The organism is Labrys wisconsinensis (assembly GCF_030814995.1).
Lineage (GTDB): Bacteria > Pseudomonadota > Alphaproteobacteria > Rhizobiales > Labraceae > Labrys > Labrys wisconsinensis.
The window spans coordinates 101,809-122,907 of record NZ_JAUSVX010000020.1 but is presented as its reverse complement, the minus strand read 5'-3'; the positions used below and the strand labels follow the sequence as shown (position 1 = coordinate 122,907).

At 70.0% G+C, this 21,099-nt stretch carries 19 protein-coding genes and 1 pseudogene; 8 read left to right on the top strand and 12 right to left on the bottom strand.

The features are described 5' to 3' along the window. Positions 1–76 precede the first annotated feature (76 nt). Both QO011_RS35775 and QO011_RS35770 read left to right on the top strand, forming a co-directional pair. Positions 77–331 carry a type II toxin-antitoxin system Phd/YefM family antitoxin gene (locus QO011_RS35775; protein ID WP_307283265.1) on the top strand — a complete coding sequence of 85 codons (255 nt, stop codon included), beginning with the start codon at positions 77–79 and terminating at the stop codon, positions 329–331. A 179-nt stretch (positions 332–510) separates the two neighbouring features. Then, positions 511–1,581: an ABC transporter ATP-binding protein gene (locus QO011_RS35770; RefSeq protein ID WP_307283262.1), complete on the top strand. Its 1,071-nt coding sequence runs from the start codon at positions 511–513 to the stop codon at positions 1,579–1,581. A 60-nt stretch (positions 1,582–1,641) separates the two neighbouring features. On the opposite strand, the gene QO011_RS35765 is transcribed toward QO011_RS35770, so the two are convergent. Continuing rightward, positions 1,642–2,313 (bottom strand): GntR family transcriptional regulator, encoded by a 672-nt coding sequence (locus tag QO011_RS35765; protein ID WP_307283259.1) that lies wholly within the window; start codon positions 2,311–2,313, stop codon positions 1,642–1,644. 514 nt (positions 2,314–2,827) lie between these two features. On the opposite strand from QO011_RS35765, the gene QO011_RS35760 reads away from it, so the two are divergent. From QO011_RS35760 to QO011_RS35750, 3 genes are read left to right on the top strand one after another with little or no spacing between them, the layout of a single operon-like run. Next, entirely contained in the window at positions 2,828–4,165 is a 1,338-nt protein-coding gene (locus QO011_RS35760; protein WP_307283257.1) for an ABC transporter substrate-binding protein, read from the top strand. A gap of 57 nt (positions 4,166–4,222) precedes the next feature. Then, the gene (locus QO011_RS35755) at positions 4,223–5,176 is read left to right on the top strand and encodes a carbohydrate ABC transporter permease (protein WP_307283254.1); all 954 of its coding nucleotides are present in this window, start codon (positions 4,223–4,225) and stop codon (positions 5,174–5,176) included. After that, positions 5,169–6,059: a carbohydrate ABC transporter permease gene (locus tag QO011_RS35750; RefSeq protein WP_307283251.1), complete on the top strand. Its 891-nt coding sequence runs from the start codon at positions 5,169–5,171 to the stop codon at positions 6,057–6,059. The genes QO011_RS35755 and QO011_RS35750 overlap by 8 nt, the downstream gene beginning before the upstream one ends. Before the next feature lie 17 nt (positions 6,060–6,076). Here QO011_RS35750 and QO011_RS35745 read toward each other — a convergent pair whose 3' ends face one another. Further along, positions 6,077–7,114 (bottom strand): alpha/beta hydrolase, encoded by a 1,038-nt coding sequence (locus QO011_RS35745; protein ID WP_307283248.1) that lies wholly within the window; start codon positions 7,112–7,114, stop codon positions 6,077–6,079. A 282-nt stretch (positions 7,115–7,396) separates the two neighbouring features. Here QO011_RS35745 and QO011_RS35740 point away from each other — a divergent pair, with 282 nt between their 5' ends. Then, positions 7,397–8,521 carry an alpha/beta fold hydrolase gene (locus QO011_RS35740; RefSeq protein WP_307283245.1) on the top strand — a complete coding sequence of 375 codons (1,125 nt, stop codon included), beginning with the start codon at positions 7,397–7,399 and terminating at the stop codon, positions 8,519–8,521. Between the two features lie 9 nt (positions 8,522–8,530). Here QO011_RS35740 and QO011_RS35735 read toward each other — a convergent pair whose 3' ends face one another. The 8 genes from QO011_RS35735 to QO011_RS35700 are packed head-to-tail and all read right to left on the bottom strand — an operon-like array spanning position 8,531 to position 17,946. Continuing rightward, positions 8,531–9,694 (bottom strand): dihydrodipicolinate synthase family protein, encoded by a 1,164-nt coding sequence (locus QO011_RS35735; RefSeq protein ID WP_307283242.1) that lies wholly within the window; start codon positions 9,692–9,694, stop codon positions 8,531–8,533. After that, positions 9,691–10,488 carry a shikimate dehydrogenase family protein gene (locus QO011_RS35730; protein WP_307283240.1) on the bottom strand — a complete coding sequence of 266 codons (798 nt, stop codon included), beginning with the start codon at positions 10,486–10,488 and terminating at the stop codon, positions 9,691–9,693. Before QO011_RS35730 ends, QO011_RS35735 begins: the two co-directional genes overlap by 4 nt. A 7-nt stretch (positions 10,489–10,495) precedes the next feature. Continuing rightward, a complete protein-coding gene (locus QO011_RS35725; protein WP_307283238.1) occupies positions 10,496–12,010 on the bottom strand; it encodes an aldehyde dehydrogenase family protein in 1,515 nt (504 codons plus the stop codon). After that, complete coding sequence (locus QO011_RS35720) at positions 12,007–13,611, bottom strand: GMC family oxidoreductase (RefSeq protein ID WP_307283235.1); 1,605 nt, start codon at positions 13,609–13,611, stop codon at positions 12,007–12,009. The genes QO011_RS35725 and QO011_RS35720 overlap by 4 nt, the downstream gene beginning before the upstream one ends. 34 nt (positions 13,612–13,645) lie before the next feature. Then, positions 13,646–15,193 (bottom strand): acyl CoA:acetate/3-ketoacid CoA transferase, encoded by a 1,548-nt coding sequence (locus QO011_RS35715; RefSeq protein ID WP_307283233.1) that lies wholly within the window; start codon positions 15,191–15,193, stop codon positions 13,646–13,648. 16 nt (positions 15,194–15,209) lie between these two features. After that, entirely contained in the window at positions 15,210–15,944 is a 735-nt protein-coding gene (locus tag QO011_RS35710; RefSeq protein WP_307283231.1) for an ATP-binding cassette domain-containing protein, read from the bottom strand. Between the two features lie 5 nt (positions 15,945–15,949). Further along, complete coding sequence (locus tag QO011_RS35705) at positions 15,950–16,933, bottom strand: ABC transporter permease (RefSeq protein WP_307283362.1); 984 nt, start codon at positions 16,931–16,933, stop codon at positions 15,950–15,952. A gap of 44 nt (positions 16,934–16,977) precedes the next feature. Further along, positions 16,978–17,946: a substrate-binding domain-containing protein gene (locus tag QO011_RS35700; protein WP_307283229.1), complete on the bottom strand. Its 969-nt coding sequence runs from the start codon at positions 17,944–17,946 to the stop codon at positions 16,978–16,980. Positions 17,947–18,170: 224 nt separating this feature from the next. Here QO011_RS35700 and QO011_RS35695 point away from each other — a divergent pair, with 224 nt between their 5' ends. After that, positions 18,171–18,941, top strand: a complete 771-nt coding sequence (locus tag QO011_RS35695; protein WP_307283226.1) for an enoyl-CoA hydratase/isomerase family protein — start codon at positions 18,171–18,173, stop codon at positions 18,939–18,941. A 211-nt stretch (positions 18,942–19,152) separates the two neighbouring features. Further along, positions 19,153–20,163 (top strand): LacI family DNA-binding transcriptional regulator, encoded by a 1,011-nt coding sequence (locus QO011_RS35690; protein WP_307283225.1) that lies wholly within the window; start codon positions 19,153–19,155, stop codon positions 20,161–20,163. A gap of 10 nt (positions 20,164–20,173) precedes the next feature. On the opposite strand, the pseudogene QO011_RS35685 reads toward QO011_RS35690, so the two are convergent. Continuing rightward, a pseudogene (locus tag QO011_RS35685) lies at positions 20,174–20,410 on the bottom strand (nitrile hydratase accessory protein); the annotation flags it as partial. A 7-nt stretch (positions 20,411–20,417) separates the two neighbouring features. Further along, the gene (gene nthB, locus QO011_RS35680; RefSeq protein WP_307283224.1) at positions 20,418–21,077 is read right to left on the bottom strand and encodes a nitrile hydratase subunit beta; all 660 of its coding nucleotides are present in this window, start codon (positions 21,075–21,077) and stop codon (positions 20,418–20,420) included. Between the last annotated feature and the right edge of the window lie 22 nt (positions 21,078–21,099).

Below are 21,099 nucleotides of genomic sequence, written 5' to 3'. Positions count from 1 at the left end.
GCCGGGCGCCTCCCCAGGGCAATGCTCGAACCCGCGCGAGATGTCCGCTATTGATGCTGGATCACGAGGCGAGCTCATGAAGGAATTGCCGCTGCGGGAGGCGAAGAGGACCTTGTCGGCCGTTGTCGATGCGTCCGAGCATGGCGAGCCGACAATGATCATCGGGCATGGCCGTCCTGCCGCGGTGATCCTGTCCCATGACGAATGGAGTCGGCTGAGGAGCAAGATTCCCTCCTTCGTCGATCCGCTGCTGGCCATGCCCGCCCTCGCCCCGGAGGACCTTCCCGGAAGGCGCCCGGCTCGGATCGGCCACGCAGGATTCGTCGACTGATGCCCGGTTGCCTGCGGCGCGACGGCGACGGCATGGCGCCGGCCCTCGGGCGCGTCACACCGTCGTCATCGCGCGGTTTCTCGTCTTCCAGGGTTGCAGATCGGCGCCGTCGCCGACACAATGGTCCGGTGAATGGCAGATGCGAGCACAACGACGCATCACCCTCTGGAGGATATTCGATGGCATCCGTGACGATCCGTGACGTGCGCAAGGCGTTCGGCGCCGCCCAGATTCTGCATGGCGTGTCCATCGACATCCAGGACGGCGAGTTCGTCATCCTGGTCGGGCCGTCCGGCTGCGGCAAGTCGACCCTGCTGCGCATGATCGCCGGCCTGGAGCAGATCAGCGCCGGCGAGATCGCCATCGGCAGCCGCGTCGTCAACGACGTGCCGCCGAAGGAGCGGGACATCGCCATGGTGTTCCAGAACTACGCGCTCTATCCCCACATGAGCGTGCGCGACAACATGGGCTTCTCGCTGAAGCTGAAGGGCGCCAACAAGGCCACCATCGACCAGCACGTCAAGAAGGCCGCCGACATCCTCGACCTCGGCCGCTATCTCGACCGTTATCCCCGCCAGCTTTCCGGCGGCCAGCGCCAGCGCGTCGCCATGGGCCGGGCCATCGTGCGCGATCCGCAGGTGTTCCTGTTCGACGAGCCCTTGTCCAACCTCGACGCCAAGCTGCGCGTCGCCATGCGGGCCGAGATCAAGGAGCTGCACCAGCGCCTGAAGACCACGACGGTCTACGTCACCCACGACCAGATCGAGGCCATGACCATGGCCGACAAGATCGTGGTGATGCATGCCGGCAAGATCGAGCAGATCGGCGCGCCCCTCGATCTCTACGACGATCCGGCCAACCTGTTCGTCGCCGGCTTCATCGGCTCGCCCGCCATGAACTTCATCGAGGGCACGCTCGACACCTCGGGCGCCGCGCCGGCCGTGGTGGCGGCCGACGGCACCCGCCTGCCGCTCTCGCCTGCGCCGGCCGCGGCCAACGGCACCAAGGTCGTCTACGGCACCCGCCCCGAGCACATCATGCTGGCCGATGACGGCCTGCCGGCCGAGGTGGTGGTGGTCGAGCCGACCGGCGCGGAGATCCAGGTCCTGGCCCGCCTCGGCGGCAAGGAGATCACCGCCGTGTTCCGCGAGCGCCATCCGCTGCGCCCCGGCGAGACCATCCATCTCAAGCCGCGCGCCGACCTGGCGCTGGTGTTCGAGAAGGACAGCGGCAGGCGCCTGCGCGCCTGAGCCGCCGGCACGGCCAAGTCAAGCAGGTTCGGGAGAACCTGCTTCGAGCGGAGCGCGCCTTCAGCGCAGGCCGAGCGCCCGGTCGCGGCCGCCGACGATATGGGCGGCCAGCCTTCCCGCCGCGGCCACGGGATCGCGGGCCTCCATGGCGGCGATGATGCCGAGATGCTCGCGCATGACGGGCACGACATGGCCGTTGATGCGGGTCCGGCTCTGGTGGATCAGCCGGATCTTCAGCGCATTGACCTGGTAGGACTTGGAGACGATCTGGTTGCCGAGCGCGTCGACGATGGTGTCGTGCATGGCCCAGTCGACCGCCTGCGCCCGGGCGACCAGGGCCGGTGGGATCGGGCCGGCCTCCGCTTCGCGCAGGATCGCCTCGTGCTCCGCCCTGAGCTGCGCGATCGCCTCGTCGGAAGCCTCGGCCGCGAAGACGGCGACCGCCTCCTTCTCCAGGAACAGGCGGAACTGATAGGCGTCGCGGATCAGGTTGAAGTCGAGCGCGGCGATCTGCATGCCGCGCTGCGGCACGGTGGTGATCAGCCCCTCGGCCTCCAGGCGCGGCACCAGCTCGCGGATGGCGCCGAGCGGCATGCCGGTCAGCTCCACCAGCTCGCGCTGGGAGACGAACTGGCCGGGCCGGACGCTGCTCGCCAGCAGGTGGCGCGTGAAGGAATGATAGGCTCGCTCGCGCTGGGTGCCCGTTTCACGGGTCTCGTTCGGCTTGTGCATGACATCCACGTTTCTCGTCGGCCCGCCGGCCTCCGGCCGGCAGGCCGGCCCGCATGCGCGTCGAATCGCAAGCGCTCGATCGTATCGGCGGCGCCCGGCATGGCCAAGGCGGCGGCAGGACGGCACCGTCGGCTCGGACCATGGCGGCCTCTTGGTGAGCACGTATTGACATGTTACTCTGCTGACAGTAACACCGCAAGCATTGCGTCGGGTTCTGCCCTATGGTGGCTGGTGAACCCGGACCTGCGCCCGGTCTCGATGCCGGCCGCCAAGACCAAGACGCCGGCCGACGGCGGATCCATCAAAAGGGGAGGTCCTGACATGCTCTCGAGCAGAGCCGGAGAGGCCGTATCCGCCTGCCGGCAATCCCGGTCCGAGCCGGGGCCGTCGAACGGCCGCCCTGTCCGCGCGCACGCGGTGCCGGCCTGCTGAGGAGCTGCCCGCCCGCACCCGGCGGGCCTGGACGACGCCCCGATGCGTCTCATCGAAGGTTCAACGAAAGGGGAGGACTGCCATGACACGATTCACCCGTCGCCAGACGCTCGGCCTCGGCATCGGCGCCGCTGCTCTGGCCTCGCCGTTCGGCCAGGCCGCGCGTGCCGCCGTGCCGACCGCCGACGCCACGCCGCCGAAGATCGACATCGAGAGCGGCGCCAGCCTGCGCGTGCTGCGCCCGGCCAAGTTCGTGCCGGGCGACGAGACCGCCTTCAACGCGAACACCAAGGCGTTCACCGAGGCGACCGGCGTCCAGGTCAAGGTCGACTACCAGGCCTGGGAGGACCTGCGGCCCCAGACCGCCGTGACGGCCAATACCGGCGCCGGCCCCGACGTGGTCATCGGCTGGACCGACGACCCGCACCTCTATACCGACAAGCTGATCGAGCTCACCGACATCGCCGAGTATCTCGGCAAGAAATATGGCGGCTGGTATCCGCTGGCCGAGCGTCTCGGCAAGCATTTCGGCACCAACAACTGGATCGCCATCCCGCTCGGCGGCACCGGCGGCGCCGCCGTCTATCGCGCCGGCTGGGTCAAGGAAGCCGGGTTCGACGCCTTCCCGAAGAATACCGACGACTTCCTCAAGATGTGCCAGGGCCTGCAGAAGATCGGCCATCCCGTCGGCTTCACGCTCGGCCATGCCGTTGGCGACGCCAATTCCTTCTGCCATTGGCTGGTCTGGGCCTTCGGCGGCCACATGATCGACGAGGCCCAGAAGGTCACGATCAATTCCAAGCAGACGATCGAGGCGCTGAAATACGGCAAGGCGCTCTACGAGACCTTCGTGCCCGGCACCCAGTCCTGGCTTGACCCTTCCAACAACAAGGCGATGCTGGCCGGCGAAATCGCGGCGACCCAGAACGGCGTGTCGCTCTACAATTCCTTCAAGAACGCCAAGGATCCCAACATCGCCGCGCTCGCCGCGGACGTCGACAATGCGCGCATGCCGGTCGGCCCGGTCGGCTTCGGCACCGAGACGGCGCTCGTCGTCAACTCGATGATCTTCAAGCACACCGCCTATCCCAATGCCGCCCGGGCCTATCTGCTCTACCTCATGGAGGTGGAGCAGTACGACAAATGGCTGACGGCCTCGCTCGGCTACTGGGCCCATCCCCTGAAGGCCTATGCCAAGAGCGACGTCTGGACCATCGATCCCAAGGTGACGGTCTATCGCGACACCATGCAGGACTCGCTCTGGCTGGCCTACAAGGGCCCGGTCAGCGAGAAGTCCGCGGCGGTGGTCGCCGATTACGTCATGGTCGACATGGTCGCCGCCGCCTGCACCGGTGCCTCGACGCCGGAGGATGCGGCCGCCGAGGCCGAGCGGCGGGCCAAGCGCTACTACCAGGGCTGATCGCCGGGCCGGCGCGGCCATCCGCGCCGGCCTCCCCTTTCCTGCATGGGGTCGACCATGGCCATGACCATCACGCGGGCCGACCGGGCCGTCGTACCGGACGGGTGGCTGACGCGGCTCTTCGACTGGAAGCCCTTCCTCGTCGCCGTCTGCCTGTTCCCGGCGATCGGGCTCCTCGTCGTCTTCCTGACATACCCGCTGGGGCTCGGCTTCTGGCTCGCCTTCACCGACACCAAGATCGGGCGGGCCGGCCAGTTCGTCGGCCTCGCCAATTTCGTCTCGATCGGCCAGGACCCGATCTTCTGGCTCTCGGTCGGCAACACGCTGTTCTACACCGCCCTCGCCACCGTGCTGAAGTTCGGCCTCGGCCTGTGGCTGGCCCTGCTCCTCAACGAGCACGTGCCGTTCAAGTCGCTGATCCGCGCCATCGTGCTGGTGCCCTGGATCGTGCCGACCGTGCTCTCCGCCATGGCCTTCTGGTGGATCTACGATCCCCAGTTCTCGATCATCTCCTATTTCCTCAAGGACGTGCTGCATGTGCGCACGACCAATGTCGACTTCCTCGGCTCGCCCTGGTCGGCGCGGCTGTCGCTGATCGCCGCCAATGTCTGGCGCGGCATCCCCTTCGTCGCCATCAGCCTGCTGGCCGGCCTGCAGACCATCTCCGTCTCGCTCTACGAGGCGGCGATGCTGGACGGGGCGAGCGCCTGGCAGCGCTTCCGCCACGTGACCGTGCCGATGCTGATGCCGGTCCTCTCCGTGGTGCTGACCTTCTCGGTGCTGTTCACCTTCACCGATTTCCAGCTCGTCTACGCCATCACCCGCGGCGGCCCGGTCAACTCGACCCACCTGATGGCGACGCTGGCCTTCCAGCGCGGCATCCCCGGCGGGCAGCTCGGCGAAGGCGCGGCGATCGCCGTGGCGATGATCCCCTTCCTGGTCGCGGCCACGCTCGGCAGCTATTTCGGCCTGGCCCGGCGCAAGTGGCAGCAAGGAGGCCGCGATGACTGACGCAACCGCCCAGGGCGGCGAGCTGCGCCGCGGCACCCCGATCTCCTGGAGCTCGGGCTATCGCCGGCTGGTGACGCTCTACCTGCCGCTCGCCTGCTTCGTCTTCGTGCTGCTGTTCCCGTTCTACTGGATGGCGGTGACGACCTTCAAGCCGGACGCCGAGCTCTACGACTACAAGACCTACAACCCGTTCTTCGTGCATTCGCCGACGCTCGACAACGTCAGGAAGCTCCTGTTCGAGACCGACTATCCGCAATGGCTGGCGACCACCATGACGGTCGCCATCGCGGCGACGGCGCTGTCGCTGTTCGCCAGCGTGCTCGCCGCCTATGCCATCCAGCGCCTGCGCTTCCGCGGCTCGGAATGGGTGGGCCTGGCGATCTACCTCGCCTATCTCGTGCCGCCGTCGATCCTGTTCATCCCGCTGGCGACGGTGATCTTCCAGTTCGGCCTCTACGATTCGAAGCTCGCCCTGATCCTGACCTACCCGACCTTCCTGATACCGTTCTGCACCTGGCTCCTGATCGGCTACTTCAAGTCGATCCCCTACGAGCTGGAGGAATGCGCCATGATCGACGGGGCGACGCGCCTGCAGATCCTGCGCAAGATCACCCTGCCGCTGGCGGTGCCCGGCCTGATCTCCGCCGGCATCTTCGCCTTCACCCTGTCCTGGAACGAGTTCATCTACGCGCTCGCCTTCATCCAGTCCTCGGAGAAGAAGACGGTGCCGGTGGCGGTGCTGACCCAGCTCGTCCAGGGCGACGACTATCAATGGGGTGCGCTGATGGCGGGAGCCCTGTTCGGCTCGGTCCCGGTCGCGCTGTTCTATTCCTTCTTCGTCGACTACTACGTGTCGAGCATGACCGGAGCCGTGAAGGAATAGCGCCGGGCTCGGCCGCCCTACGAAGCCTTGCCGCCGGTCTCGGCCTGCGCCTGCGCGGCCGGGACGGCGAAGCGCTGGTCGACGAACAGGAGCGTGTCCTCGATCGACTTCCGCCACAGCGACCAGGTGTGGTCGCCGTCGGTGACGCGGAACTCGACCTTCTGCCGGTCGGCCTGCAGCGTCTGGTAGAGGGCGATCGAGCCGCGCCAGAGATTGTGGCTGTCGTGGTCGCCGACGGTGAGGTAGATCGCCGGCAGCGTCGTGCCCTTGGCGATCTGGCTGGCGAGCAGCGTGAACACGTTCTGGCGGTTGAAGCGGCCGGCGTCGAAGGGCTCGCCGAAGGCGCCGTCGAAATGCTCGCCCTCCGGCGGCAGGTCGATGCCCGGGACCACTGTCGCCGCGTCGGGACGCCGGAAATAGGCGGCGTCGCGGAAGGCGTCGTAGGGCTTGCCGGCGCCGTTCGCCAGAGCCACCGGCAGGTTCTGCCAGATGGCGCCCGACATGCTGGCCACGGCTCCGAACATCTCCGGATGCTTCAGCGCCAGGCGCAGCGCGCCGTAGCCGCCCATCGAGACGCCGGCGATGGCGCGGCTCCTGGGCGAGACGGCGACGGGGAAGCGCTTCTGGATCGCCCTGGGCAGGTCCTCGATGATCGCCGTCTCGTAGTCGCCGGGCCCGCCCACCGTGCCGCTGTCGACATACCAGCTGTTGGCGGCGCCCGGCATCACCACCATCATCGGCCTGATGCGGCCGGTCGCGATCAGCCGGTCGAGCGTCACCTGGATCTCGCCGAGCTCGACCCAGTCGCGTTCGCAGCCGCCGAGCCCGTGCAGGAGGTAGAGCACCGGCCAGCCGCCGGTCGGCGGCGTCGCCTGCGGCACATAGACCATCACCGGCAGCTTGCCACCCAGCGCCTTGCTGTTGATCTTCAGGCTCTTCATGCTGCTGGGCGGCAGCGGCGTCGAGGACGCCACCAGCCCGGTCAGCACCAGGGCGGCGGCGACCTTGAGGACGCGGCCACTGAAGATCTTGGCAAAGACGTAGCGAGCGAGCATGGGCGCAGCGGCAACCGGTGTCGGACAAGAGAATACGCGGACTGCTCCGCCATGGTCCGTCGACGGGTCCGGCCTTTCAACCGACCAATTGTTGCTATTTCTCGACAAAGGCCGCCCCGGCGTCATATTTTTTGCGTCGTGGCGATGTCGCAACAGCCTCGTGACACGCTATCACCCTTCCGGGCGGCACGCGAGACGCAGCCCGGCGCCCGGCGACAGACGGCCCGGGTCCGGTCGGCCGCCGACGGGAGACGTGGCATGATCCAAGGCCCAGGAGGCGGCTTGCCCGCGGCAGGCGGCGCCGCGCTGCTCCTCGCCGCCGTGCTGCCCGCCGCGGCCGCCTGCGGCAGCCTCGAGGAGAAGTGCTTCCTCGACCTGCCGACCGGCATCCGCATGGCCTATGTCGAGACCGGCCCCGCCGACGGGCCGGCGGTGATCCTGCTGCACGGGCTGACCGACACCGCCCGCTCCTGGTCGCCGGCCATGGCGGCCCTGCACGCCCGCGAGCCGCGGCTGCACATCCTCGCGCCCGACCAGCGCGGTCACGGCGCCTCCTCGATGCCGCCGGGCTCCGGCTGCCCGGCCGACCCGAAGTCCTGCTTCACGCCCAGGCTCTTCGCCGACGACCTCGCCGCCTTCATGGACGGCCTGAAGATCGCCAGGGCGACGGTTGCCGGCCATTCGATGGGCTCGATCGTGGCACAGGAAATGGCGCTCGATCATCCCGAGCGGGTCGAGCGCGTCGTGCTCGTCGCCACCACCGGGCGGGCCCGCGACAATCCGGCGATCCGCGACGGCGTGCTGCGCGACCCGGTGCTCGGGCGCTGGCAGGCCGCGCTCCAGGCCAGGGGCGCCGGCCCGCAGGCCGTGTGGAACGCCACGCCGACGGATGCCGACCCCAACGCCCAGAATTGGATCGCCTGGCACTGGGACGTCGATCCCCTCGCCGATCCTGCCCTGGTCAAGGCGATCGTGCCGGAGACCGCCGCAACGCGCCTCGGCACCTGGATCGGCGCGAGCGAGGCGCTGCTCGACACGGACAACACCGCCCGCCTCGCCGAGTTCAAGGTGCCGGCGCTCATCCTCTGGGGTGCGCAGGACACCATCTTCCCGCACGAGCCCGACCAGGTCGCCCTGATCGAGGACCTGCGCAAGGCCGCCCTCACCAACGCCATCCCGGTGATCTGGAAACAGTACGGCATCGATCCGCCGCCCAAGCCCGGGCAACCCGCGAGCGACCTCGGCCACAACCTGCCGTGGGAGGCGCCGGACGAGGTCGCCACCGACATGGCGAGCTTCATCCACACCGGCAAGCCGACGCCCGATCTCTACCGCACCGTGGATGGCGCCGGCGGCCGCACGGTCCGCACCGAGCCGGGTTCGGCGATGATCGTGACGCTCCCCTGAGGGCGCTCGTCAGCCGATGCCGGCGAGCGCGCCGAGATGCCGCATCCGGGCCGCCGCCCTGTCGGGATCGGCAAGCAGGCCCGCCTGGTCGGCGAGGCGGAACACCTCGGCATAGTGCAGGATGCCCCGCGCCGATTCCAGGCCGCCGACCATGCGGAAATGGTCCTGGAAGCCGTTGAGCCAGGCCAGGAACACGATGCCGGCCTTGTAGAACTGCGTCGGCGCCTCGAACAGCTTGCGCGACAGCGCCACCGTGGGATCGAGGATGCGATGATAGGCTGCGACGTCCCCGGCGCCGAGTTGCTCCAGCGCCGCCGCCGCGGCCGGCGCGATCGCATCGAAGATGCCGAGGAGCGCATGCGAGTGCCGGTCCCCGTCGCCAGCGATCAGCCCGGGATAGTTGAAGTCGTCGCCGGTGAACATCTTGACGCCCTCGGGCAGGGCTCGGCGCAGCCGCACCTCGTGCTCGACCTCCAGGAGCGAGATCTTGATGCCTTCGATCCGGTCCGCGCGGGCTTCGATCAGCGCCAGCACCGTCGCCATCGCGGCGTCGACCTGATAGCTGCCCCAGTATCCGGCCAGGGCGGGATCGAACATGTCGCCCAGCCAGTGCAGGACGACCTTACCACGCGCCTGGCCGATCAGCCGGTCATAGACGGCGAGATAGTCGTCGGGGCCGCGCGCGAGCCGGCAAAGCGCCCGGCTCGCCATCAGGATGGCACGCCCGCCGCAGGCCTCGACATGCTCGAGCTGGGCCTCGTAGGCCGCGACGACGTCGGCGAGGGAGCGGGCCTGCCCCGGCTCCAGCTGGTCGGTGCCGACGCCGCAGGCGAGGTCGGCGCCGGGCGTCGAGCGCGCCTCGGCCGTCACGCGCCGGATCAGCTCGGCTGCCCCGGGCCAGTCGAGCCCCATGCCGCGCTGCGCGGTGTCCATCGCCTCGGCGACCTTGAAGCCGAGGTCCCAGAGATGATGGCGGAAGCGCAGCGTCGCCTCCCAGTCGATCCGCGGCTGGCGCCAGGGGTCTTCCAGCGCCCGCGCATCGGCGACCACATGGGCGGCGGCATAGGCGACGCGCGGGAAGGCGCCCCGCCCCCGGGCCGGAAAGGCAGCGGCGCCGGTGAGCGCATAGGGCTCGGTCCGCCCGTCCGGGGTCGGCAGCAGCACGGTCGTCATGGCAAGCCCTCCGGCGCGGAGGCGGCCGCGCCCATCCGCAAGAAATCCCAGATCGCCTCGGCCTGCCCGTCCAGCATCAGCCGCCCCTCGCAGGTCGCAAGGCCGCGCCGGGCCGCGGCTTCGAGCAACGGCGTCACCGCCGGCTTCATGATGGCGTCGGCCACGACGGCGCCGGCGCGCAGGCCCGCGACCTCGAACGGCAGCGGATCGCCCGGCGCCATGCCGCAGGGCGTCGCGTTGACGGCGAGATCGTCCTGCGGGCCGGGATCGCGCCGCTCGACCCGGCCGGGATGCGACGCGCCGAGACGGGCGACCGCGGCCCGCGCCCGGTCGGCGTCGCGATCCGCGATGGCCACGCGCGCCGCGCCGGCCGCGAGCAGGGCGGCGGCAATGGCGAGCCCCGCGCCGCCGGCCCCGACCACGGCGGCGGCGAGCCCCTCGGCCGCCACGCCGCACTGGCTGAGGCCGGCGACGAAGCCGATGCCGTCGAGGAGATCGGCCTCCCAGCCGCCAGGGACCGGCCGCAGCACGTTGGCGGCGCCGGCGATGCGCACCCGGTCGGAGACGCCGGCCGCAAGGCCCGCGGCTGCGATCTTGTGGGGCACGGTGATGACGGCGCCACCGAAATTGCGGACCTCGCGCAGGCCGTCCAAAAGCGAAGCGAGCCCGCTCGCCGGCACCTCCAGCGCCACCATCGCGGCATCGACGGCCCGCGCCGCATAGAGGGCGTTGAACAGCGCCGGCGAGCGCGCCTGCGCGATGGGGTCGCCGATGATGGCGTAGAGCGCGCTCATGGCGCCGTCACGCCGAGGGGCTCGGCCGCGCCCACCACCGGGTGCGGGGCCCGCGGTGGAACAGCACCGACTTGAGCTCGGTGAACTCCTCGACCGCCTGGGCGCCCTGCTCCCGCCCGAGGCCGCTCTGGCCCATGCCGCCGAACGGCATCTCGGGATAGCCCTCCATCCAGCCGTTGACCCAGACCGTGCCGGCGCGCAGCTCCTCGGCGGCCCGCAGGGCGGCCTCGTGGTCGCGCGTCCAGATGCCGGCGGAGAGGCCGTAATGGGTGTCGTTGGCGACGGCGATGGCCTCGCCGAGGTCGTCGAAGGGCAGGATCGACAGCACCGGTCCGAAGATCTCCTCGCGAGCGATGCGCATGTCCGGGCGCACGCCCGTGACCAGGGTCGGCTCGACGAAGCGCCCCCGTGCCGTCGCCATCCGCCGGCCGCCGGCGCGCAGCACGGCGCCGCTCCCTGCGATCTCGCCGAGATAGCCCTCGATCTTGGCGAGCTGGGCGTCGTTGACGATGGCGCCGACCTTGGTCGCCGGATCCAGCGGGTCGCCGACGGCGAGCGTCCGGGTCAGGGCTTCGAGCCGACCGACGAAGTCTTCGGCGACGGCGGCATCGACCAGGAGCCGGCTGGAGGAGTTGCAGCACTGGCCGGCATTGAAGAACACTCCGAACACGGCCGCATCCGCGGCGGCCTCGAGATCCGCGTCGGCGCAGACGATCAGCGGGTTCTTGCCGCCGAGCTCCAGGGCGACCTTCTTGAGATTGCCGGCCGCGGCCCGCGCCACGGTCCGGCCGACCGCGGTGGACCCGGTGAAGGAGATCATGTCGACCGCCTCGTGCTCGGCGAGGCGCTGGCCGACCGTGTTGCCGTAGCCGACGATGATGTTGACCACGCCGGCGGGCAGCCCGGCCTCGACCAGCAGCTCGCCGAGATGCAGCGTCGATCCCGGCGTCAGCTCGCTCGGCTTGATCACCACGGTGCAGCCCGCCGCCAGGGCGAAGGGCAGCTTCTGGCTGGCGATGACGAAGGGAAAATTCCACGGCGTGATCATGGCGACGACGCCGATGGGGTCGCGCTTGATCAGGCCGAGCATGTCGGCGCCGAGGGCGGACGGCACCGAGCCGTGCAGCGCCCGGGCCTGGCCGGCGGCGTAGCGCCAGAGATCCACGGCGCCCGCCATCTCGCCGCGGGCCTGGCTGATCGGCTTGCCGCTCTCCAGCACGTCGGCGCGGGCGAGGGCCTCGCCATGGGCCTCGATCAGGTCGGCGATGCGCAGCAGCATGCGGGAGCGCTCGGCCCCGCTCATCCGCGGCCAGGGACCGCGATCGAAGGCGGCCCGCGCCGCAGCGACCGCGCGGTCGGCATCGGCGGCATCGGCGAGGGGATAGTCGCCCACCTTGACGTCGTGCGCCGGGCTCAGCCGCTCCAGCCGGGCGCCCGACAGCGCCTCCCCGAGCTCGCCGCCGACGAGCTGGCGATAGGTCCTGGCCTCGATCACGGATGCGGTGCGAGGGATCTCGTTCATGCGGCTCTCCTGCCGGTCCCGGCCACGGCCAGGATGATGTCGGCGCCCTTCTCCGCGATCATGATGGTGGGCGCGTTGGTGTTGGCGCTGATCTCGGTGGGCATCACCGAGGAATCGCAGATGCGCAGCCGCTCGATGCCGTGCACGGCGAGGGTCGGCGACACGACGGCGAGCGGGTCCGTGCCCATCTTGCAGGTGCCAACCGGGTGATAGTCGGTCTTGGCCCATTGCCTGACATAGGCATCGAGCTCCGCGTCGCTGCGCACCGCCGGGCCCGGCATGCGTTCCTTGTCGAGGAAGGGTCGGAAGGCCGGCGCCGCCATCACCTCCCGCGCCAGCTTCAGCCCCTCCACCGCCATGCGCCGGTCATAGGGATCGGCGAGGTAGTTCGGGTCGATCAGGGGATGGTCGTCCGGCTCGGCGCTGCGCAGGCGCACCGTGCCGCGGCTCCTCGGCCTGAGCAGGTTGGAATAGAGGCAGACGCCGTAGCCGGGAATGCGCATCAGGCCGTGGTCGACGACATAGGCCGGCAGGAAATGCAGCTGGATGTCCGGCGAGGCCGACTGCCCGTCCACGGTCGCGAAAGCCCCGGCCTCGACGATGTTGGTCGTCACCGGCCCGTTCCGGAACATCAGGTATTGCAGCGCCCAGACCGCCTGCCGGACGGGCTGGTCGACGCCATAATAGGAATGGGCGCCGTTGCAGTCATAGACCACGTAGCAGTCGAGATGGTCCTGCAGGTTTTCGCCGACGCCGGGAATGTCGGCCACCACCTCGATGCCGAGGCCGTGGAGCTGCCCGGCCGGCCCCAGGCCCGACAGCAGCATCAGCTTGGGCGAGCCGACGGCGCCGGCGGTGACGATCACCTCCTGGCTCGCCGTCGCCCGTTCGGGCCTCGACGCGCCGTGCCGGCGATATTCGACGCCGACCGCCCTGCCCTTCTCGATCAGGATGCGGCTCGCCTGGGCGCGCGTCACCACGGTGAGGTTCGGCCGGCTCCGCGCCGGCCGCAGATAGGACACGGCGGCGCTGCCCCGCCGCCCGTCGCGCGTGGTGGTCTGGTGGTAGCCGACGCCGGCCTGCTCGGCGCCGTTGAAGTCGGGATTGTAGGGGATGCCGGCCTGCTGGGCGGCGCGGATGAAGGTCGCCGAGATCGGCAGCGGGCTGATCGGGTCGGACACGGCCAGGGGCCCGTCCGTGCCGTGATAGCGGTCGGCGAAGCGGCGATTGCTCTCGGCCTTGCGGAAATAGGGCAGAACGTCCTCGTAGGACCAGCCCTCGGCGCCCCCGGCCGCCCAGCCGTCATAATCCGAGCGGTGGCCGCGGGTGTAGATCATGGCGTTGATCGAGGAGCCGCCGCCCAGCGTCTTGCCCTGGGGGTACCACATCTCGCGGTTGTCGAGATGCTTCTGCGGCACGGTGCGATAGCCCCAGTTCACCCGCGGGCCCGACAGCTTGGTGAAGCCGGCGGGCACGTGGATGAAGGGATGGCTGTCGGGATGGCCGGCCTCCAGCAGCAGCACGCGGGCGCCGCCCTCGCTGAGCCGCGCGGCGAGGACGCAGCCGGCCGAGCCGCCCCCGGCGATGACATAGTCGTACATGGTCCCCTCCTGGCCCCTGCCGCCGGCCTGCGCCTCAGGCAAGCACGGCTTCGGCGGAGGCGAAATGCCGCTGCTCCATGCGCCGGGGCTCGCGGAGGATGGGCTCGAACGCCATCCGGTCGAGAATATCGGCACGGATGTCGATGCCGGGCGCGACCTCGGTCAGCTCCACGCCGTCCGGCGTCAGGCGGAACACCGCCCGCTCGGTGATGTAGATCACCTCCTGGCCGCGGCGCAGCGCCTCCGGTCCGCTGAAGGTGACGCCGGCCACCTGCCGGACGAGCTTGCGCACCTCGCCGTGGCGCTCGATCCTGAGGCCCTCGCCGTTCAGCGACAGGCGGGCGCCCTTGGCGTCGAAGCTGCCGCAGAACACCACCTTGCGGGCGCCCTGGGAGATGTCGATGAAGCCGCCGGGGCCGCTGATCTGGCCGCCGAAATGCGAGACGTTGACGTTGCCCTGCCCGTCCATCTCCGCCAGGCCGAGGAAGGTCTGGTCGAGCAGGCCGCCGGAATAGAGGTCGAACTGCGCGGCGGAGGAGAGGATCGCCAGCGGGTTGGCGGCGATGCCGAACAGGTCGCCGGTGAGGAGCTGGCCGCCATGGATACCCTGCTCGATGGTGAACCAGTAGCGGCCGCCCTGGCCGCGGCGCACGATCTCCTCGGCGACGCCGGCCGACATGCCGAAGCCGAAATTGACCGTCGCGCCCTCGATCATCTCCTCGGCGCCGCGCAGGGCGACGATGCGGCGCACGAGGTCCTCGCCCGGTTCCGGCAGGGCGAAGGCGGCGTCGGGGCCGAGGCCGGCGAGCGCCAGATCGTAGGGGCCGTGATAGGTCTGGCGCTGGTGCGGCGCCACCAGCACATGGTCGACCAGGTTGCCGGGGACCGAGATCTCGCGCGGCCTGAGGCGCCCGTCCCGCACGATCTCGCGCACCTGGGCGACGACGATGCCGCCGCAATGCTTGGCCGCCAGGGCGATCGGATAGGAATCGAGGTCGGCCGGCTCCTCGACCGCGCTGATATTGCCGTGCGCATCGGCATAGGTGCCGCGGATGACCGCGACATCGACGGGAAAGGGCCGGTAGCGCAGCACGTCCTGCCCGTCGATCTGCATGAGGTCGACGATCGGCTCCGTCGCTCGGGCGTTGCAGCGCCCGCCCTGCAGGCGCGGGTCGCAGAAGGTGCCGAGGCCGACATGGGTGAACAGGCCGGGGCGTCCGGCGCCGATCTCGCGGAAGAGATGGGTCAGCACGCCGGAGGGCAGGCAATAGGCCTCGATCCGGTTCTCCTGCGCCAGCTTCAGCATGGCCGGCGACCAGATCCAGTGGCCGCCGATGACGCGCCGGACCATGCCCTCGTGGGCGAAGCGGTTGGTGCCGGTGGTCTTGCGGTCGCCCATGCCGAGGGCGTGGACCAGGGTGATGCCGCGCGGCCGGCCGGTCGCGAGGAAGGCGCGCTCGAAGGCCTGCAGCGCCTCCTCCGGCTCCAGCAGGCCGCCGCCGGCGCCGGAAATGGCGACGGTGGCGCCGTCCGGCAGGCCGGCGAGGAGGGTTTGCAGGTCCGATGGGCCGACGAGGTTCATGGGATCCGTCCGAAGCTCAATGCGCGCCGACGATGTGGGAGACGACGCGCTGCATGGTGGTCTCGCCGGTCTTCTCGTCGGCGATGACCTTGCCCTGGCGCAGGGCGACGATCCGGTCGGCCACCTCGAACACGTCTGTGAGGCGATGGCTGATCAGGATGACCGAGATGCCACGGCCCTTGAGCTCCTTGATCAGCTGCAGCACGTGCTCGATCTCGCGCACCGCCAGCGCCGCCGTCGGCTCGTCCATGATCACGACCTTGGGCGAGAAGGTGAGCGCCCGGGCGATGGCGACCGACTGCTGCTGGCCGCCGGAGAGGTTGCCGACGCGGATGTCGACCGAGGGCACGCGGGCGCCGAGCTGGCGGACCATGCGCTCGGCCTCGCGGCGCGCCTTGGCGTGGTCGATGATGCCGGTGTCGAAGCCGGCGATGCGGCGGGTCGGCTCGCGGCCGAGGAAGATGTTGGTGGTGACGTCCTGCTCGCGGGCGAGCTCGAGGTTCTGGTAGATCATCTCGATGCCCAGCGTGCGGATCTCGCCCGGGGCGATGCCGGTGATCGTGCGCCCGTCGAGCACGACCTCGCCGCCGCTCGCCCGGTAGACGCCGGTGATGATCTTCATCAGCGTCGACTTGCCCGCGCCGTTGTCGCCGACCAGGGCGACGGCCTCGCCGGCGTCGACGTCGAAATCGACGCCGCGCAGCACCTCGATCGGCCCGAAGCGCTTCTCGATGTTGGCGATCCGCAGCATGGGGGTCACTCCTTGTCCTTCTGGGCGAGCTGGTCGACCCAGACCGCGGCGACGAGGACGATGCCGATCGAGATCTGCTGCCAGAAGGTCGGGATCGCCAGGAGGTTGAGGCCGTTCTGCAGGACGCCCATGATCAGGGCGCCGATCACGGTGCCGAAGACAGTGGCCCGCCCGCCGAACAGGTTGGTGCCGCCAATGATGGCAGCCGTGATGGCCGCGAGCTCGAAGTTCATGCCGGCCGTCGGATCGCCGGCGTTGACGCGCGCCATGGTCAGCAGGCCGGCGAGCCCGGCCATCAGGCCTGACAGCATGTAGATCTTGATGCGCAGGCGCCGCACCGGCACGCCCATGGCGCGGGCGCCGCGCTCGTTGTCGCCGATCACCAGGGTATGGCGGCCGAAGCGGGTATAGGCGAGCAGCAGGTGCAGCAGGACGGCGGCGACGACGAAGACGATCGCCGGCATCGGAATGCCGAAGGGACGCCCCTGGCCGAGGAAGAGCAGCGGCGCGGGCAGGCCGTAGATCGCCTGGCCTTCGGTGATCAGGAGGGCGACGCCGCGCGCCACCCCCATCATGCCGAGCGTCACCACGAAGGCGGGGATCTTGCCGTAGGTGATGACGATGCCGTTGATCCAGCCGGCGAGCAGGCCGGCGGCGAGGCAGCCTGGGATCGCGCACCACCAGGGCAGGCCGAGCGTCTTGACCAGGAGGGCGCCGATCACCCCGGCGAAGGCCATGATCGAGCCGACCGACAGATCGATGCCGGCCGAGCCGATGACATAGGTCGCCCCGAGCGCCAGGATGCCGATGGTCGAGGTGGCCAGCACCACGTTGAAGATGTTGGCGACGTTGAGGAAGACCGGCGAGGACAGCGACATCGCCACGACCAGCCCCGCCAGCACGACGAGCGATTCGATCCGCAGCGCGCCGCGTCGATGGGCGAAGGTCCAGCGCAGTCCCGGCGCCGGCGCTGTCGTTCGGTGTTCCATGGCCACGGTGCTTCTCCGCTCTTCGGGGACGTCGCCCGCCTTCGTCAGCGCAGGTACTGGATCATCGCGTCCGTCTTCTGCTCCAGGGCCTGCCTGGTCAGGACGGACTGGCCGGTCGACTGATAGCCGTCGAGGGCCTTGCCGCCCTGGAGATGCTCGGCCAGGAGCTCGACGGAGCGATAGCCCACGAGATAGGGGAACTGGCCGACGGTCGCGGTGAGGCGGCCGGCCTTGATCGAGTCGATCGCATCGGCCGAGCCGTCGACGCCGACGGTGATCACGTCGCCCTTGCCGGCCGCCTGCAGCGCCTCTTCCGCGCCCACGGCCATGGTGTCGTTGGCGGCGAACACCGCCTTGAGGTCCGGATTGCGCTGCAGCATGTCGTTGACGATGTTGGCCGACTTGGTGCGGTCCCAGTCGCCGTTCAGGGTGGTCTGCGTCAGCTTCGGGGCGACCTTGGCGATCTCGTCGCGGAAGCCCTTGCCGCGGGCCGCGCCGACCGGATTGCCCGGCAGCCCCTCCAGGACCAGGACGGGCCCGGCCGCATCCGCGCCGAGCTGCCTGGCGATGAAGTCGGCCGCGACGCCGCCGGTGACCGCGCCGTCATTGCCGGCGGTGAAGGTCACCTTGACGCCCGCGCCCTCGGCGATGGAACGATCGAGGTTGTAGTCGAGGTCGACGATGGCGATGCCCTGGTCCGAGGCCTTCTTCAGGCAGGGCAGCAGGATGTTCGAGTTGATCGCGCCGACCAGCAGCGCCTTGGGATTGCGCAGCAGCATGGATTCGCAATTGTTGAGCTGCTGCTCGGCCGCGCTCTCCGACTCCACCGTGGACACCACCACGTCGACGCCGAGCTTCCCGGCGGCGTCCCGGATGCCCGCCGCCATGGCGTTCCAATGCGGGTTGGCCGGCGTCTTGAGAATGGCGCCGAAGAGCGGCTTGTCCTGAGCCTGCGCCGGCGCTGCGGCGAGCCCGGCGGCCAGCGCGGCCATCCACATCACATGCTTGATCATCGTCACCTCCCTGGGGCGCACGGCTTTCGACGCCGCGTTAGAACGATCTAGCAAGTAGCGCGACTGATTGGGCGAGTCAACGTCTACGGGAACGGGAATCGCCGGCGATCATGCGTCCGATCGTGGAAATTTCGCTCTTGATCCCCGATGCCAATGTCGCTAAATCGCTAGATCGCTAATTAGATCGTTCTAACGTCGGAAGTCGACGCAGGGAGAATTCGCCCATGTCGCTGATCGCGCTGAGCTTCGACGGGCCACTGGCGCTGCTCCGGCTCGATCGCCCGGCCAAGCTCAATGCCCTGACGCCGGACATGCTGGCCGAGATCGAGGCCGCGGTGGCGCGGGTGGAGGCTGAGCCGGCGGCGCGCTGCCTCGTCCTCTCCGGCGCCGGCAAGGCCTTCTCGGTCGGCGCCGACATCAACATCTGGTCCGAGCTCTCCCTGGAAGCTTTCCGCGCCAGCTGGGTCGTCGGCGGGCACCGGGCCTTCGACCGGCTGGCGCGATGCCGCCTGCCGGTCGTCGCCGCCCTGCACGGCATGGCGTTCGGCGGCGGCCTGGAGCTGGCCCTCGCCGCTGACCTCAGGGTGGCCGAGAGCGGCACGCTGCTCGCCCTGCCCGAGGCCTCGCTCGGCACCGTCCCCGGCTGGGGCGGCACGCAGCGCCTGCCGGAGCTGATCGGCATCCCGCGCGCCAAGCAGATGATCCTCACCGCCGGGCGGGTCGACGCGGCCGCCGCCGAGCAGTGGGGCCTCGTCAACCAGGTCGCTCCGGCCGGCGAGGGCCTCGCCGCCGCGCGCGCGCTGGCGCTGGAGATCGCCGCCATGGCGCCGGTCTCGGTGCAGATCGCCAAGACGCTCGTCGATGCCCGCCACGGCCAGGGCCTCGGCGCGACGCTGGAGACGCTGGCCGGCGTCGCCACCGCGGCGACCGCCGACGTCAAGGAGGGGATCGCGGCGCTGCGCGCCAGGCGCCGGCCCGTCTTCGAGGGGCGCTAAAGCGTCTTGCGATTTGGCGGCAACGCCAAGCATCGCAAAGACGCGTCGAAACAAAGAGTTAGAGCAAAGCAGCGTTTCCGTCCAAACGCGCTTTGCTCTAGCCCGACGTGCAAGGCCTCATCAACATGTGGGCAGATCGGGACGGGCCATTGGAATCGCGGGCGGTCCGGATCGATCGTCGCAAGCGGGCCGTCGGAGGCGGAGCGGGATCATGGACAGACGGCGCGTCACCATCAACGACATCGCGCGCCATGCCGGCGTCTCCCGCTCCACCGTGTCGCTGGTGCTGCGGGCGAGCCCGCGCATCCCGCCCGAGACCCATGACCGGGTCCAGGGCTCGATCCGCGCGCTCGGCTACACCTACAACCGCAGCGCCGCCAACCTCCGGCAGCAGACCTCCCAGGCCATCGGCCTGATCATCAACGACATCTGCAATCCCTTCTTCGCCGAGCTGACCTCGGCGGTGGAGGAAGCGGCGGCCGAGGCGGGCTTCTTCGTCTATCTCGTCGAATCCGCCGAGAGCCCCGATCGCCAGGACCGGGTGCTGCAGTCGATGATCGAGCACGACGTCGCCGGGATGATCATCTGCCCGGCCACCGGCACGCCCGGGCGGACCTTCGACACGCTGCACGCCAGGGGCCTGCCGATCTGCATCGCCGTGCGGCCCTATCCCGACCCGCGCTTCGATTTCGCCGGCCCCGACAACTATCTCGCGGCCCAGATGGCCACCGGCCACCTCGTCGGCAGAGGCCATCGGCGCATCGCATTCCTCGGCGGCGAGCCGACCAACCCCTCGCGCGTCGACCGTCTCTCCGGCTATTTCAGCGCGCTGCAGCAGAACGGCATCGCCTTCGATCCGGCCCTGGTGGTGGAGAGCCGGCCCTCGCGCAAGAGCGGCATTGCCGATGTCGAGCAGGTGCTGCGCCTCGCCGAGCCGCCGACGGCGGCCCTGTGCTACAACGACTTCGTCGCCATCTCCGTGATGCACGGCCTGCGCCTGCAGGGCCTGGAGCCCGGCCGGGACATGGCGCTGATCGGCTTCGACGGCATGCCCGAGGCGGAGATGACCTATCCCCCGCTCTCGACGGTCTCGCTGCATGCCCGTGCCATCGGCCGCAACGCCGCGGACCTGATCATCCGCCGCATCGGCGAACCCGCCGCCGCCCCGGCCCGCCGGGTCGAGCAGCCGACGCTGATCATCCGTCAATCGTCGGGAGCGTGAGGCGCGCTCACAGGCCCTTGGCCGCGGCGAGCTTCTCCAGCGCCGCCAGCCAGTGCTCGTAATAGCCCGAGCCGTCGTCCGGGCCGGCCGCGGCGATCTCGCGGCCCAGAGCCTGCGCCCATTCCGGCCAGTCGAGCAGGCCCTTCTCGTGCAGGGCGAGCGTCATGGCGAAGGCCCGCGCCTCCCACGGCTCGCGGAACACCGGCCTGTCGCCGTCGCGCGGGATCGCCGGCACGGCGCGCAGCATCGCGGCTTCAGACGGGGTCACAATAGCTCTCCCACAGGTCCGCCATCACGGTCAGCGTCGGGTCGGCCCCTTCGCCCCACAGCTCCGCGCCGGTGAAGCGCACGGTATAGACCCATTCCGGGTTCTCGCCGAGGCCATGGGCGTTGCTGTCGGGCAGCACGAACATGCCGTGCGTGCCGGCGATCACGCCCTGCCGGCCGAAGAGATAGCGCGGCAAGCGGGTATGGCCGGTCTTATAGACATGTCTGCACCGGACCGTATCACCCACGGCAAAGCGGGCCGGCCGGGTGGCCTCGCGGTCGCAGCGCGTGCCCCTGGCCAGGGCGGCCGGCACTTCGTCCGCCGGGATCACCCGCTTCACCGGCTTGCCCGGGCCGATGGCGCTGTCGCCGGAGAGCTCGTGGATCGACACCAGGCCGGTGGACAGGAGCAGCTTGGTCAGCCCCTTGATCCAGATCTCGTAATAGGACGAGGTCAGGTAGTCCGGCGGCGGCAGGCTCTCGCGGGCATGGCGCCCGGCATCGAGCGGCCAGCTGCCGGTCGCGCCCATGGCCAGCGTCAGGGCCAGCGCCCGCTTCTCCCACGGCGCGTGGAAGATCGGCTCGTCCTTCTCTGGCGCCACCGGGCCGAAGCCCATCATGCCGCCGAGATCCTGCGCTGCGTTCATGCACGCCTCCGAATCACTGCCG

Coding starts and splice junctions, on each gene's coding strand:
- QO011_RS35775 (WP_307283265.1), top strand. CDS start 77: ATGAAGGAATTGCCGCTGCGGGAGGCGAAGAGGACCTTGTCGGCCGTT.
- QO011_RS35770 (WP_307283262.1), top strand. CDS start 511: ATGGCATCCGTGACGATCCGTGACGTGCGCAAGGCGTTCGGCGCCGCC.
- QO011_RS35765 (WP_307283259.1), bottom strand. CDS start 2,313: ATGCACAAGCCGAACGAGACCCGTGAAACGGGCACCCAGCGCGAGCGA.
- QO011_RS35760 (WP_307283257.1), top strand. CDS start 2,828: ATGACACGATTCACCCGTCGCCAGACGCTCGGCCTCGGCATCGGCGCC.
- QO011_RS35755 (WP_307283254.1), top strand. CDS start 4,223: ATGGCCATGACCATCACGCGGGCCGACCGGGCCGTCGTACCGGACGGG.
- QO011_RS35750 (WP_307283251.1), top strand. CDS start 5,169: ATGACTGACGCAACCGCCCAGGGCGGCGAGCTGCGCCGCGGCACCCCG.
- QO011_RS35745 (WP_307283248.1), bottom strand. CDS start 7,114: ATGCTCGCTCGCTACGTCTTTGCCAAGATCTTCAGTGGCCGCGTCCTC.
- QO011_RS35735 (WP_307283242.1), bottom strand. CDS start 9,694: ATGACGACCGTGCTGCTGCCGACCCCGGACGGGCGGACCGAGCCCTAT.
- QO011_RS35730 (WP_307283240.1), bottom strand. CDS start 10,488: ATGAGCGCGCTCTACGCCATCATCGGCGACCCCATCGCGCAGGCGCGC.
- QO011_RS35725 (WP_307283238.1), bottom strand. CDS start 12,010: ATGAACGAGATCCCTCGCACCGCATCCGTGATCGAGGCCAGGACCTAT.
- QO011_RS35720 (WP_307283235.1), bottom strand. CDS start 13,611: ATGTACGACTATGTCATCGCCGGGGGCGGCTCGGCCGGCTGCGTCCTC.
- QO011_RS35715 (WP_307283233.1), bottom strand. CDS start 15,193: ATGAACCTCGTCGGCCCATCGGACCTGCAAACCCTCCTCGCCGGCCTG.
- QO011_RS35710 (WP_307283231.1), bottom strand. CDS start 15,944: ATGCTGCGGATCGCCAACATCGAGAAGCGCTTCGGGCCGATCGAGGTG.
- QO011_RS35705 (WP_307283362.1), bottom strand. CDS start 16,933: ATGGAACACCGAACGACAGCGCCGGCGCCGGGACTGCGCTGGACCTTC.
- QO011_RS35700 (WP_307283229.1), bottom strand. CDS start 17,946: ATGATCAAGCATGTGATGTGGATGGCCGCGCTGGCCGCCGGGCTCGCC.
- QO011_RS35695 (WP_307283226.1), top strand. CDS start 18,171: ATGTCGCTGATCGCGCTGAGCTTCGACGGGCCACTGGCGCTGCTCCGG.
- QO011_RS35690 (WP_307283225.1), top strand. CDS start 19,153: ATGGACAGACGGCGCGTCACCATCAACGACATCGCGCGCCATGCCGGC.
- nthB (WP_307283224.1), bottom strand. CDS start 21,077: ATGAACGCAGCGCAGGATCTCGGCGGCATGATGGGCTTCGGCCCGGTG.